This is a genomic window from Citrobacter sp. CK188 (assembly GCF_030333525.1).
In the GTDB taxonomy this organism is placed as follows: domain Bacteria; phylum Pseudomonadota; class Gammaproteobacteria; order Enterobacterales; family Enterobacteriaceae; genus Citrobacter_B; species Citrobacter_B koseri.
In genome coordinates this window covers 71,888-84,641 of the sequence record NZ_JAOWFU010000026.1, presented here as the reverse complement: position 1 = coordinate 84,641, position 12,754 = coordinate 71,888, and the positions used below count along the sequence as shown (strand labels likewise).

The following is a 12,754-nucleotide window of genomic DNA, read 5'->3' as shown; positions in this document are numbered from 1 at the left end:
GTGGAGCGGTAGTTCAGTTGGTTAGAATACCTGCCTGTCACGCAGGGGGTCGCGGGTTCGAGTCCCGTCCGTTCCGCCACCCTAATTAGGGGCGTAGTTCAATTGGTAGAGCACCGGTCTCCAAAACCGGGTGTTGGGAGTTCGAGTCTCTCCGCCCCTGCCAGAAAATTATCCTTAGCATTTGCTAAGGATTTTTTTTGCCTGAAAAACGGCCCCCAGCATATCCATTCAACTCCTTTCCCGGCATCCTTGCCATGGCTGTCCCTTTAATCTTCCAGGACGTTTGTTTTTAACAGATCGCGGATCAACGTATGTTTATCGCTATTTTGTAGCCATATTGCATATAACGGGCGTGAAAGCGTAGCGCTGTCGGCAACGGTATGAAGCCCGCCTTTTTCTTTGGCCCAGCCAACTGGAAGCCAACTGCATCCATTAAGAGCAGACAGTTGCTGTCTCGCCAGTTCAGCTGAACTGGTGGTAAGAACGGGAACCTCATCGCTCGCAATCAAACCCACTTCATGCTGTTGAAAATCAGGCCCCCACTCAAGACGCAGATAATTTAATTCATCTTTCATCTGTGATGGGCTGCTGCAATACAACGCGAGTGTGAAATGTCCCAGCAATTGGCTGCTAAACTCATCCATTTTTGGCGCTTCGGTGGTAATGAGCAGATCAAGCTGACGTTCATGGAGTTGCTTTACTAACGACTGGCGTTGAGCGATCCTGGCTTCAAATTGCAGACTGGCTTGCGGCTCCAGAGACTGATATAAGCGTGCCAGCCAGTCATTGAGCATGCACTCCCACAGAGAAGCGCTGGCACCGATAGAAAACTCATTATGCCGCGATGTATGCGCCACTTCCTTACGTGCCGCCTGCCACGTATTCATCAGCGTTTCTGCATAGGGTAGTAGCTTTTCACCTGCTGCGGTTAAGCGGATATTGTTTCTGTGCCGGGTGAACAGGTTCACACCAAGCTGATTTTCCAGTTGTCTTATCCGAAAACTGACCGCCGATTGGGTCAGGTAGAGCGCTTCTGCCGCTCGTCCAAAGTGGCGTGTCCGGCTAACTTCCAGGAAAGTTTTTAACAATTCCGTATCCACAACGCTCTCCACAAAATTATTTGTCGTAATGATTTAAATCTTTTGTTTTACACTCTGTCAAGCGTAACTAATACTCCGCGCCATAAATAGCTCGGCCAAAGAATTAGGAGCGTGCAGGATGGCGGAAAGCTTTACGACGACTAATCGATATTTCGACAACAAATATTATCCACGCGGATTCTCTCGTCATGGTGATTTCACCATCAAAGAGGCACAACTGCTTGAACGTCATGGTTATGCCTTCAATGAGCTGGATCTGGGGAAACGTGAGCCAGTAACCGAAGAAGAGAGACTGTTTGTCGCGGTATGCCGTGGCGAACGTGAGCCGGTGACAGAAGCAGAACGCGTCTGGTCTAAATATATGACGCGTATTAAGCGTCCAAAACGTTTCCACACTCTGTCTGGCGGTAAACCGCAGATGGAAGGTGCGGAAGACTACACCGAATCTGACGATTAATAAAAAAAGGGCGAAATGCCCTTTTTTTACGTCAGTAGTTTTTGTAAATGAATCAGTAGCCTGTCTATTGCCCGATAGCCCACAGCCTCCTGCAAATGCAGGCGCGTAATATTCTCCGTTTGTTCCAGATCGGCAATGGTACGGGCAACCTTCAGTAAGCGCTGCCAGGCTCGTATAGACAATCCCAGATGTATCAGCGTCTCCTCCAGCCAGTGCGCATCATCACTGTGTAGAGAGCAGTACTTTCGTATACCCTGGCTGTCCAGATGGGCGTTTAGCTTCCCCTGTCGTTCGTACTGGCGTTTCCGTGCGGATATCACCCGTACTTTCACTGTAGCGCTGTCCTCGCCTTTCACCGCTGCCTGGCTGAGTATACCGGGCGGTGGCAGGGGAATTTCGAGCGAGAGATCGAATCGATCGAGAAAGGGGCCGGATAAACGGCTGAGGTAGCGCAACGTCTGTTCCGGGCTACAGCGATTATGGTTCCCCTGATAGTGACCGGTCGGGCTGGGATTCATCGCTGCAACCAGTTGGAAGCGCGCAGGATAGGTGATCTTTGCCCGGGTGCGCGAAAGGTGTATCTGACCAGACTCAATAGGTTCACGCAGCGCATCCAGCGTGCGTCGCTCAAACTCAGGCAGTTCATCCAGAAACAGAATACCGTTGTGCGCCAGCGATATTTCTCCTGGCGCGGGTATTGAACCTCCCCCTACCATTGCCGTTAATGACGCGCTGTGATGAGGCGAGCGGAAAGGACGCCGTTTCCACTGCCTTTGTACCGTATCGGCGTTCACCAGGCTGAGAATCGCCGCACTTTCCAGCGCTTCTTTGTCGCTTAATGATGGCAGTAGCCCATTAATGCGGCTGGCCAGCATGGTTTTTCCCGTACCTGGTGGGCCTATCAGCAGCAGGTTGTGCCCTCCTGCGGCCGTGATTTCCAGGCCTCGTTTCCCCTGTTCCTGACCGATAACATCACTGAGATCGTCATGCAGTAAACAGGCGTCAGAATCGGTAGAGACTGGTTTCTCAAGATCACGTTTCCCTTCCAGAAATGCGCATACCGTTTGCAGATGATCTGCAATCAGGCATCCCTCCCCGCTGATTAGCCCAACTTCCGCCGTATTCTCTTTTGCAACAATGATATGTCTGCCTGCCCGAATCGCCTCGGTTGCACTGGATATCGCGCCTGGAACGCCACGTAACGCACCTGTAAGGGCCAGTTCGCCTACCAGTTCATATTCATTAAGCTTATTTGTTGTAAGTTGCTCTGACGCCGCCAGAAGCGCAATTGCGATAGGTAAATCATATCTTCCGCCCTCTTTGGGTAAATCTGCCGGGGCCAGATTAATGGTGATTTTCTTCGCCGGAAATTCATACCCGCTATTGATGATTGCGCTGCGAACCCGATCCCGGGCCTCCTTTACCGTCGTTTCAGGTAGCCCAACCATTGTTAAACCCGGCAGGCCATTACTGATATGCACCTCGATGGTTATTGGCGGCGCATTAACGCCAAGTGCGGCGCGTGTGTGAACAATCGACAGTGACATAACTCCTCCCGTTGAGAGAATTATGCTGCATTAAAAACCAGAAATATCCTGCATGATTGTTAATTTTCGGCGCATATTCAGGTAATTTTATCGCGTTTTCAAAATATGCTTTGCTGTTCGGAAGCGTGCTCGCAAAAAATAACAGATGCGAAAAAAAGATGGGGGTTGCTGTTGTTTATGAGGCAAAAAGTGAAAATTTTTCATTTCCTGTTTTTTGTATAAAAAACAATGATTTTTTGCTAAACCGTTAGCTGCGTCAGAAAAATGAAAATAAAAATATCTTGTGCTATTGGCGAAAGCTATGGTAACTCTTTAGGCATTCCTTCGAACAAGATGCAAGAATAGACAAAAATGACAGCCCTTCTACGAGTGATTAGCCTGGTCGTGATTAGCGTGGTGGTGATTATTATCCCACCGTGCGGGGCTGCACTTGGACGAGGAAAGGCTTAGAAATCAAGCCTTAACGAACTAAGACCCCCGCACCGAAAGGTCCGGGGGTTTTTTTTTGACCTTAAAAACATAAACGAGGAGCAGATAATGACTAATAGCATAAAATTCTGTTTCTCCAGATTTACGGCGGGGATGTAGCTATGAATGGGGCACAGTGGGTGGTACATGCTTTGCGAGCACAGGGCGTTGAAACCGTTTTTGGTTATCCCGGTGGCGCAATTATGCCGGTTTACGATGCGTTGTATGACGGCGGCGTGGAACATCTGTTGTGTCGTCACGAGCAGGGTGCGGCGATGGCGGCAATCGGCTATGCGCGTTCAACGGGCAAAACGGGCGTCTGTATCGCCACGTCCGGCCCTGGCGCTACCAATTTGATCACCGGTCTGGCTGACGCACTGTTAGATTCCGTGCCGGTTGTGGCCATCACGGGTCAGGTTTCCGCTCCGTTCATCGGAACGGACGCTTTTCAGGAGGTTGATGTGCTGGGGCTGTCGTTGGCATGTACGAAGCACAGCTTCCTCGTGCAGTCGCTGGAAGAGCTGCCGCGCATCATGGCTGAGGCTTTCCGGGTTGCGAACTCGGGTCGTCCTGGCCCTGTTCTGGTTGATATCCCCAAAGATATCCAGTTAGCCAATGGTTCACTGGAGCCGTATTTCACCACCGTTGAAAACGAAACGGCTTTCCCGCACGCGGACGTTGAGCAGGCGCGTCGGATGATGGCGCAGGCGCAAAAACCGATGCTGTACGTGGGCGGCGGCGTAGGCATGGCGCAGGCCGTACCCGCGCTGCGCGAATTTATCGCTGCGACGCAAATGCCGGTGACCTGCACGTTAAAAGGCCTGGGCGCGGTGGATGCTGACTATCCGTATTATCTCGGTATGTTGGGGATGCATGGCACTAAAGCGGCAAACTTCGCTGTTCAGGAGTGCGATCTGCTGATTGCCGTAGGGGCACGTTTTGATGACCGGGTGACGGGCAAGCTGAATACCTTTGCGCCGAGCGCCAGCGTGATACACATGGATATCGATCCGGCGGAAATGAACAAACTGCGTCAGGCGCATGTCGCGTTGCAGGGCGATCTGAACGCATTATTGCCCGCGTTACAGCAACCGTTAAATATTGACGCCTGGCGTCAGCACAATGCTGAACTGCGTACTGAGCACGCCTGGCGTTACGATCATCCCGGTGAAGCCATCTATGCGCCGCTGCTGTTAAAACAGTTGTCGGAACGTAAACCCGCAGACAGCGTGGTGACAACGGATGTGGGCCAGCATCAGATGTGGTCTGCGCAGCATATGACGTACACTCGCCCGGAGAATTTCATCACCTCCAGCGGCTTAGGTACGATGGGTTTTGGCCTGCCTGCGGCGGTTGGCGCGCAGGTTGCGAGGCCGAATGATACCGTTATCTGTATCTCCGGTGACGGCTCTTTCATGATGAATGTACAAGAGTTGGGCACCGTAAAACGCAAGCAGTTGCCGTTGAAGATTGTCTTACTCGATAACCAGCGGTTAGGCATGGTTCGACAATGGCAACAACTGTTTTTCCAGGAACGATATAGCGAAACCACCCTTACCGATAACCCCGATTTCCTCATGTTAGCCAGCGCCTTCGGCATTCCTGGCCAACACATCACCCGTAAAGACCAGGTTGAAGCGGCGCTCGACACCATGCTGAACAGTGATGGGCCATACCTGCTTCATGTCTCAATCGACGAACTTGAGAATGTCTGGCCCCTGGTGCCGCCTGGCGCCAGTAACTCAGAAATGCTGGAGAAATTATCATGATGCAACATCAGGTCAATGTGGCAGCTCGCTTCAACCCGGAAACGTTAGAACGTGTTTTACGCGTGGTTCGCCACCGTGGTTTTCAGGTGTGCTCCATGAATATGGAAGCCGCCACCGATGCGCAAAATATAAATATCGAATTGACCGTTGCCAGCCCCCGGTCGGTCGACTTACTGTTTAGTCAGTTAAGTAAACTGGTAGATGTTGCACATGTTGCTATCTGCCAGAGCACAACCACATCACAACAAATCCGCGCCTGAGCGCAAAAGGAAGAAAAATGACGACGAAAAAAGCTGATTACATCTGGTTCAATGGTGAGATGATTCGTTGGGAAGATGCGAAGGTTCATGTGATGTCCCACGCACTGCACTACGGTACTTCCGTGTTTGAAGGGATCCGTTGCTACGACTCTCACAAAGGTCCAGTGGTGTTCCGCCATCGTGAACACATGCAGCGTTTGCATGATTCAGCCAAAATCTATCGTTTTCCCGTCTCCCAGAGCGTTGATGAGCTGATGGAAGCCTGCCGCGATGTTATCCGTAAAAACAACCTGACCAGCGCATATATTCGTCCGCTGGTGTTTGTGGGCGATGTGGGGATGGGCGTTAACCCGCCTCCGGGGTACAGCACTGACGTCATCATCGCGGCGTTCCCGTGGGGCGCATACCTGGGCGCAGAAGCGCTGGATCAGGGGATCGATGCGATGGTTTCTTCCTGGAACCGCGCAGCGCCAAATACCATTCCGACAGCGGCAAAAGCGGGCGGTAACTACCTTTCTTCACTGCTGGTAGGGAGTGAAGCGCGTCGTCATGGCTACCAGGAAGGTATCGCGTTGGATGTGAATGGTTATATTTCCGAAGGCGCAGGCGAAAACCTGTTTGAAGTGAAAGATGGCGTGTTGTTTACCCCGCCGTTTACCTCCTCCGCGCTGCCAGGTATTACCCGTGATGCGATCATCAAGCTGGCGAAAGAGCTGGATATCGAAGTGCGTGAGCAGGTGCTGTCTCGCGAATCTCTGTATCTGGCGGACGAAGTGTTTATGTCCGGTACTGCGGCAGAGATCACACCGGTTCGCAGCGTGGACGGTATCCAGGTAGGCGAAGGCCGCTGCGGTCCGGTCACTAAACGTATTCAGCAAGCATTCTTTGGCCTCTTCACCGGTGAAACCGAAGATAAATGGGGCTGGTTGGATCAGGTAAATCCATAAATTAAAAATAAATGGGACGGCACGCACCGTCCCATTTAACAGACAGACACTGGGAGTAAATTACGCATGCCTAAGTATCGTTCCGCCACAACCACACATGGTCGCAATATGGCGGGTGCCCGCGCGCTGTGGCGCGCCACCGGGATGACCGATGCCGATTTTGGCAAACCGATCATCGCTGTCGTGAACTCATTCACCCAGTTTGTGCCGGGTCACGTTCACCTGCGCGATCTCGGTAAACTGGTCGCCGAACAGATTGAAGCCGCTGGCGGCGTCGCCAAAGAGTTCAACACCATTGCCGTGGATGATGGCATCGCTATGGGTCACGGGGGCATGCTGTATTCACTGCCGTCTCGCGAACTGATCGCCGACTCGGTGGAGTACATGGTGAACGCCCACTGTGCGGATGCGATGGTCTGTATCTCCAACTGCGACAAAATCACCCCAGGGATGCTGATGGCCTCGCTGCGCCTGAACATTCCGGTAATTTTTGTCTCCGGCGGCCCGATGGAAGCCGGGAAAACCAAACTTTCCGATCAGATCATCAAGCTCGATCTGGTTGATGCGATGATTCAGGGCGCGGACCCGAAAGTTTCTGACGATCAGAGCAATCAGGTCGAACGCTCCGCCTGCCCGACCTGTGGGTCGTGTTCCGGGATGTTCACCGCTAACTCAATGAACTGCCTGACGGAAGCGCTGGGCCTGTCGCAGCCGGGCAACGGCTCGTTGCTGGCAACCCACGCCGATCGCAAGCAGCTGTTCCTCAATGCCGGTAAGCGCATTGTTGAGCTGACTAAACGTTACTACGAGCAGGATGACGCTTCCGCACTGCCGCGTAATATTGCCAGTAAAGCGGCGTTTGAAAACGCCATGACGCTGGATATCGCTATGGGCGGTTCGACCAACACCGTTTTACACCTGCTGGCGGCGGCGCAGGAAGCGGAAATCGACTTCACCATGAGTGATATCGACAAGCTTTCCCGCAAGGTTCCACAGTTGTGTAAAGTCGCGCCAAGTACGCAGAAATACCACATGGAAGACGTCCACCGCGCAGGCGGCGTGCTGGGTATTCTGGGCGAGCTGGATCGCGCCGGGCTGATGAATCGCGATGTAAAAAACGTGCTGGGTCTGACGCTGCCGCAAACGCTGGAGCAGTACGACGTTATGGTCAGCCAGAATGAAGCGGTAAAACAGATGTTCCGTGCAGGCCCGGCGGGTATCCGCACGACGCAGGCGTTCTCGCAGGATTGCCGCTGGGATTCGCTGGATACCGACCGCGCCGAAGGCTGCATTCGCTCGCTGGAACATGCCTACAGCAAAGATGGCGGTCTGGCTGTGCTCTACGGTAACTTTGCTGAAAACGGCTGTATCGTAAAAACCGCAGGCGTGGATGACAGCATCCTGAAATTTACCGGCCCGGCGAAAGTCTATGAAAGCCAGGACGATGCGGTTGAGGCGATCCTCGGCGGTAAGGTGGTTGCCGGTGATGTGGTGGTTATTCGCTACGAAGGGCCTAAGGGTGGGCCTGGTATGCAGGAAATGCTCTACCCGACCACCTTCCTGAAATCGATGGGGCTGGGTAAAGCCTGTGCGCTGATCACCGATGGCCGTTTCTCCGGCGGCACGTCTGGCCTCTCTATCGGTCACGTCTCACCGGAAGCGGCCAGCGGCGGTAATATCGCCATCATTGAAGATGGCGACATGATTGCTATTGATATTCCAAACCGTGGTATTCAACTGCAACTGAGCGATGCGGAAATCGCCGCGCGTCGCGAAGCGCAGGAAGCCCGTGGTGATAAAGCCTGGACGCCGAAAGATCGTCAGCGTCCGGTCTCCTTTGCGCTGCGTGCTTATGCCAGCCTGGCGACCAGCGCCGATAAAGGCGCGGTACGCGATAAATCGAAGCTGGGAGGTTGATGATGGCCGAGTCGCAACCCCTGTCAGCCGCCCCGGAAGGGGCGGAGTACCTGCGTGCGGTACTCCGCGCGCCGGTATATGAAGCAGCGCAGGTGACGCCGCTGCAAAAAATGGAAAAACTTTCTTCGCGCCTCGACAACGTTATTCTCGTGAAGCGTGAAGACAGGCAGCCTGTACACAGCTTCAAGCTGCGCGGAGCCTACGCGATGATGGCGGGGCTTACCGAAGAACAAAAAGCCCACGGCGTTATCACCGCATCGGCGGGTAACCATGCTCAGGGTGTGGCGTTCTCCTCCGCGCGTTTGGGTGTGAAAGCATTGATTGTGATGCCGCTGGCGACCGCCGATATCAAAGTGGACGCGGTGCGTGGGTTTGGCGGGGAAGTGCTGCTGCACGGCGCGAACTTTGATGAAGCGAAAGCAAAAGCTATCGAGCTGGCGCAACAGCAGGGCTTTACCTGGGTTCCGCCGTTCGATCATCCGATGGTGATTGCCGGGCAGGGCACGCTGGCGCTGGAACTGCTCCAGCAGGATGCGCATCTCGACCGCGTATTCGTGCCGGTTGGCGGCGGTGGACTGGCGGCAGGCGTGGCGGTGCTCATCAAACAGCTGATGCCGCAAATCAAAGTGATCGCCGTTGAAGCGGAAGATTCGGCCTGCCTGAAAGCGGCGCTGGATGCCGGTCATCCGGTGGATCTCCCGCGTGTGGGACTGTTTGCCGAAGGCGTGGCGGTTAAACGTATCGGCGATGAAACCTTCCGTCTGTGCCAGGAATATCTCGACGACATTATCACCGTCGACAGCGATGCGATTTGCGCAGCGATGAAAGATCTGTTCGAGGATGTGCGTGCGGTGGCGGAACCTTCCGGTGCGCTGGCGCTGGCGGGGATGAAAAAATACATCGCCCAACACAATATTCGCGGCGAACGCCTGGCGCATGTGCTTTCTGGCGCGAATGTGAACTTTCATGGTCTGCGCTATGTGTCTGAACGCTGCGAGCTGGGTGAACAGCGCGAAGCGCTGCTGGCGGTGACTATCCCGGAAGAGAAAGGCAGCTTCCTGAAGTTTTGTCAGCTGCTGGGCGGCCGTTCCGTTACCGAATTTAACTACCGTTTTGCCGACGCTCAAGATGCCTGCATTTTTGTCGGCGTCCGTCTGAGCCGTGGACTGGAAGAGCGCAAAGAGATTCTCGCGCTGCTGCATGAAGGCGGCTACAGCGTGGTGGATCTCTCCGACGACGAAATGGCGAAACTGCATGTGCGCTATATGGTTGGCGGACGCCCATCGAAACCGTTGCAGGAACGTCTGTACAGTTTCGAATTTCCAGAGTCGCCCGGCGCGCTGCTGAAGTTTCTACACACGCTGGGAACGCACTGGAATATTTCGCTGTTCCACTATCGCAGCCACGGTACCGACTATGGTCGTGTGCTGGCGGCGTTCGAACTGGGCGAAAACGAGCCTGATTTCGAAACCCGGCTGAATGAGCTGGGCTATGAGTGCCACAACGAAAGCGATAACCCGGCGTTCCGCTTTTTCCTGGCGGGTTAGGGTGTTCGGGAAAATGCCTGATGGCGCTGCGCTTATCAGGCCTACGTTCTTTTGAGCCGTAGGCTGGATAAGGCGCTTGCGCCGCCATCCGGCATTAGTGACCAGGCAGTAAATTCCAGAACGCATCAATAAGCGGCTCATGCAGCCGCTTTTTTTGTGCGCAAACGCCCAGCTCAAACGGCGTTTTCTCGTCGCTGCGCTCCAGGATCATCACGCGGTTACGCACGGGTTCAGGGCTATTTTCCAATACCACTTCCGGCAGCAGCGCCACGCCGCAGCCGAGCGCGACCATCGACACCATCGCTTCATGTCCACCGACCGTCGCGTATATCGACGGATTGCTGATTTTCTGACGGCGGAACCACAGCTCAATACGGCGACGCACCGGGCCTTGATCGGCCATGATAAACGGCACCGTTGACCAGTCGGGTTTATCCACTGAGACCTGATTTCGCACCGGGCAAGGCAATGCGGGAGCTATCAGCACCACCGCCAGATTCTCCAGCATTGAAAACGCGACCGCGCCGGGCAGGGTTTCCGGTTTACCGGCAATCGCCAGATCCGCCTCGCCCGTCACCACTTTTTCCATCGCATCGGCGGCATCGCCGGTGGTGAGTTTGATTTCCACAGAGGGATGCTCCGCCCGGAAACGGTCAAGAATGGGCGGCAGATGGCTATAAGCGGCAGTGACCGAGCAGAAGATATGCAGCTCGCCCGACAGCGACGGGCCTTGTTGGTCGATGGTGTGACGTAACTGCTGATACTGCAACAGCGTTTGCTGGGCGAACGTTCGCAGCTCTTCTCCCGCTTCGGTGAGCGTAACGGTACGGTTATCGCGAATGAACAGCGGCTGACCGAGATCCTCTTCGAGGCGTTGAATCTGCCGGGAGAGCGTGGAAGGGCTAACGTGCATTGCCCGCGCGCTGCGGCCAAAATGGCGACTTTCCGCCAGATGCAGGAAGGTTTTCAGATCGCGTAAATCCACTGGCTTTACTCCCGATGTCTACGTTGCAGAAATTGCAATGTGATGTTGTGAATATATCAATTTCCGCAATAAATTTCCTGTCATATAGTGAGTTCATTCTCTCTTGCACAGACACGGCAAGCGAACCGAACAATAAGCACGACACAACATCACGGAGTTACAGATATGGCTAACTACTTTAATACACTGAATCTGCGCCAGCAGTTGGCGCAACTGGGTAAATGTCGCTTTATGGGCCGCGATGAATTTGCCGATGGCGCGAGCTACCTTCAGGGTAAAAAAGTGGTCATCGTCGGCTGTGGCGCTCAGGGGCTGAACCAGGGCCTGAACATGCGTGACTCCGGTCTGGATATCGCCTACGCCCTGCGTAAAGAGGCGATTGCCGAGAAACGTGCTTCCTGGCGTAAAGCGACCGAAAACGGCTTCAAAGTGGGGACTTACGAAGAGCTGATCCCGCAGGCTGATCTGGTGGTTAACCTGACGCCGGACAAACAGCACTCCGACGTGGTGCGTTCCGTACAGCCGCTGATGAAAGACGGCGCGGCACTGGGTTACTCCCACGGTTTCAACATCGTGGAAGTGGGCGAGCAGATCCGCAAAGACATCACCGTGGTGATGGTGGCGCCGAAGTGCCCGGGTACTGAAGTCCGTGAAGAGTACAAACGTGGTTTCGGTGTACCGACGCTGATCGCCGTTCACCCGGAAAACGATCCGAAAGGCGAAGGGATGGCGATTGCCAAAGCATGGGCGGCGGCAACTGGCGGTCATCGTGCGGGCGTGCTGGAGTCCTCCTTCGTGGCGGAAGTGAAATCTGACCTGATGGGCGAGCAGACCATCCTGTGCGGTATGCTGCAAGCGGGTTCTCTGCTGTGCTTCGATAAGCTGGTGGAAGAAGGTACTGACCCGGCATATGCGGAAAAACTGATTCAGTACGGCTGGGAAACTATCACCGAAGCGCTGAAGCAGGGCGGTATTACGCTGATGATGGATCGTCTGTCCAATCCGGCAAAACTGCGTGCTTATGCGCTGTCTGAACAGCTGAAAACCATCATGGCGCCGCTGTTCCAGAAACACATGGACGACATCATCTCCGGTGAATTCTCCTCCGGCATGATGGCGGACTGGGCGAATGACGATAAGAAACTGCTGACCTGGCGCGAAGAGACCGGTAAAACCGCATTCGAAACCGCGCCGCAGTATGAAGGTAAAATCGGTGAGCAGGAGTACTTCGATAAAGGCGTACTGATGATCGCGATGGTGAAAGCGGGCGTTGAGCTGGCATTCGAAACCATGGTGGATTCCGGCATCATCGAAGAGTCTGCGTACTATGAGTCACTGCACGAACTGCCGCTGATCGCCAACACCATCGCCCGTAAGCGTCTGTATGAAATGAACGTGGTTATCTCTGATACCGCCGAGTACGGCAACTACCTGTTCTCTTACGCTTGCGTACCGTTGCTGAAAGCGTTCATGACTGAAATTCAACCGGGCGATCTGGGTAAAGCGATTGCTGAAGGCGCGGTTGACAACGCACAGTTGCGTGATGTGAACGAAGCGATTCGTGGCCACGCTATTGAGAAAGTGGGCCAGAAACTGCGTGGCTATATGACGGATATGAAACGCATTGCGGTAGCTGGTTAAACAGGTTGTCGGGTGGCGCTAACGCTTACCCGACCTACAAAAAGCCATTATTTCGTAGGCCGGGTAAGCGTTAGCGCCATCCGGCAAAAAAGCCCGGTGTTTATACTCACCGGGCT

General features: G+C 54.1%; 12 protein-coding genes and 2 tRNA genes. 11 read left to right on the top strand and 3 right to left on the bottom strand.

Translation table 11 applies throughout. The features are described 5' to 3' along the window. Positions 1–2: 2 nt before the first annotated feature. Positions 3–79: transfer RNA gene (locus tag OGV67_RS04780), tRNA-Asp, on the top strand. Between the two features lie 8 nt (positions 80–87). After that, positions 88–163: transfer RNA gene (locus OGV67_RS04775), tRNA-Trp, on the top strand. A gap of 103 nt (positions 164–266) precedes the next feature. On the opposite strand, the gene hdfR is transcribed toward OGV67_RS04775, so the two are convergent. Continuing rightward, positions 267–1,112, bottom strand: coding sequence for an HTH-type transcriptional regulator HdfR (gene hdfR / locus OGV67_RS04770; RefSeq protein ID WP_161799994.1), 846 nt, complete (start codon positions 1,110–1,112; stop codon positions 267–269). Positions 1,113–1,218: 106 nt separating this feature from the next. On the opposite strand from hdfR, the gene maoP reads away from it, so the two are divergent. Then, positions 1,219–1,557: a macrodomain Ori organization protein MaoP gene (maoP, locus tag OGV67_RS04765; protein ID WP_012131115.1), complete on the top strand. Its 339-nt coding sequence runs from the start codon at positions 1,219–1,221 to the stop codon at positions 1,555–1,557. Positions 1,558–1,583: 26 nt separating this feature from the next. Here the strand turns inward: maoP and OGV67_RS04760 are convergent, their stop codons facing one another. Beyond that, positions 1,584–3,104 carry a YifB family Mg chelatase-like AAA ATPase gene (locus tag OGV67_RS04760; RefSeq protein ID WP_060816121.1) on the bottom strand — a complete coding sequence of 507 codons (1,521 nt, stop codon included), beginning with the start codon at positions 3,102–3,104 and terminating at the stop codon, positions 1,584–1,586. Between the two features lie 351 nt (positions 3,105–3,455). On the opposite strand from OGV67_RS04760, the gene ilvL reads away from it, so the two are divergent. The 7 genes from ilvL (at position 3,456) to ilvA (ending at position 10,012) form a co-directional block, all read left to right on the top strand. Beyond that, the gene (gene ilvL, locus OGV67_RS04755; RefSeq protein WP_001311244.1) at positions 3,456–3,554 is read left to right on the top strand and encodes an ilv operon leader peptide; all 99 of its coding nucleotides are present in this window, start codon (positions 3,456–3,458) and stop codon (positions 3,552–3,554) included. A gap of 87 nt (positions 3,555–3,641) precedes the next feature. Further along, positions 3,642–3,692 carry a peptide IlvX gene (ilvX, locus tag OGV67_RS22075; RefSeq protein ID WP_202401504.1) on the top strand — a complete coding sequence of 17 codons (51 nt, stop codon included), beginning with the start codon at positions 3,642–3,644 and terminating at the stop codon, positions 3,690–3,692. A 2-nt stretch (positions 3,693–3,694) separates the two neighbouring features. Further along, positions 3,695–5,341, top strand: coding sequence for an acetolactate synthase 2 catalytic subunit (ilvG, locus tag OGV67_RS04750; RefSeq protein WP_012131118.1), 1,647 nt, complete (start codon positions 3,695–3,697; stop codon positions 5,339–5,341). Continuing rightward, positions 5,338–5,601, top strand: coding sequence for an acetolactate synthase 2 small subunit (ilvM, locus tag OGV67_RS04745; RefSeq protein WP_012131119.1), 264 nt, complete (start codon positions 5,338–5,340; stop codon positions 5,599–5,601). Before ilvG ends, ilvM begins: the two co-directional genes overlap by 4 nt. 17 nt (positions 5,602–5,618) lie before the next feature. After that, a complete protein-coding gene (gene ilvE / locus OGV67_RS04740; RefSeq protein WP_012131120.1) occupies positions 5,619–6,548 on the top strand; it encodes a branched-chain-amino-acid transaminase in 930 nt (309 codons plus the stop codon). Positions 6,549–6,614: 66 nt separating this feature from the next. Further along, positions 6,615–8,465 carry a dihydroxy-acid dehydratase gene (gene ilvD / locus OGV67_RS04735; RefSeq protein WP_024130091.1) on the top strand — a complete coding sequence of 617 codons (1,851 nt, stop codon included), beginning with the start codon at positions 6,615–6,617 and terminating at the stop codon, positions 8,463–8,465. 2 nt (positions 8,466–8,467) lie between these two features. Further along, positions 8,468–10,012 carry a threonine ammonia-lyase, biosynthetic gene (gene ilvA / locus OGV67_RS04730; protein ID WP_024130092.1) on the top strand — a complete coding sequence of 515 codons (1,545 nt, stop codon included), beginning with the start codon at positions 8,468–8,470 and terminating at the stop codon, positions 10,010–10,012. Positions 10,013–10,106: 94 nt separating this feature from the next. Here the strand turns inward: ilvA and ilvY are convergent, their stop codons facing one another. After that, entirely contained in the window at positions 10,107–10,997 is an 891-nt protein-coding gene (gene ilvY, locus OGV67_RS04725) for an HTH-type transcriptional activator IlvY (RefSeq protein ID WP_049009056.1), read from the bottom strand. 165 nt (positions 10,998–11,162) lie between these two features. On the opposite strand from ilvY, the gene ilvC reads away from it, so the two are divergent. Further along, positions 11,163–12,638, top strand: coding sequence for a ketol-acid reductoisomerase (gene ilvC, locus OGV67_RS04720; protein ID WP_012131124.1), 1,476 nt, complete (start codon positions 11,163–11,165; stop codon positions 12,636–12,638). The last annotated feature ends 116 nt before the right edge of the window (positions 12,639–12,754 follow it).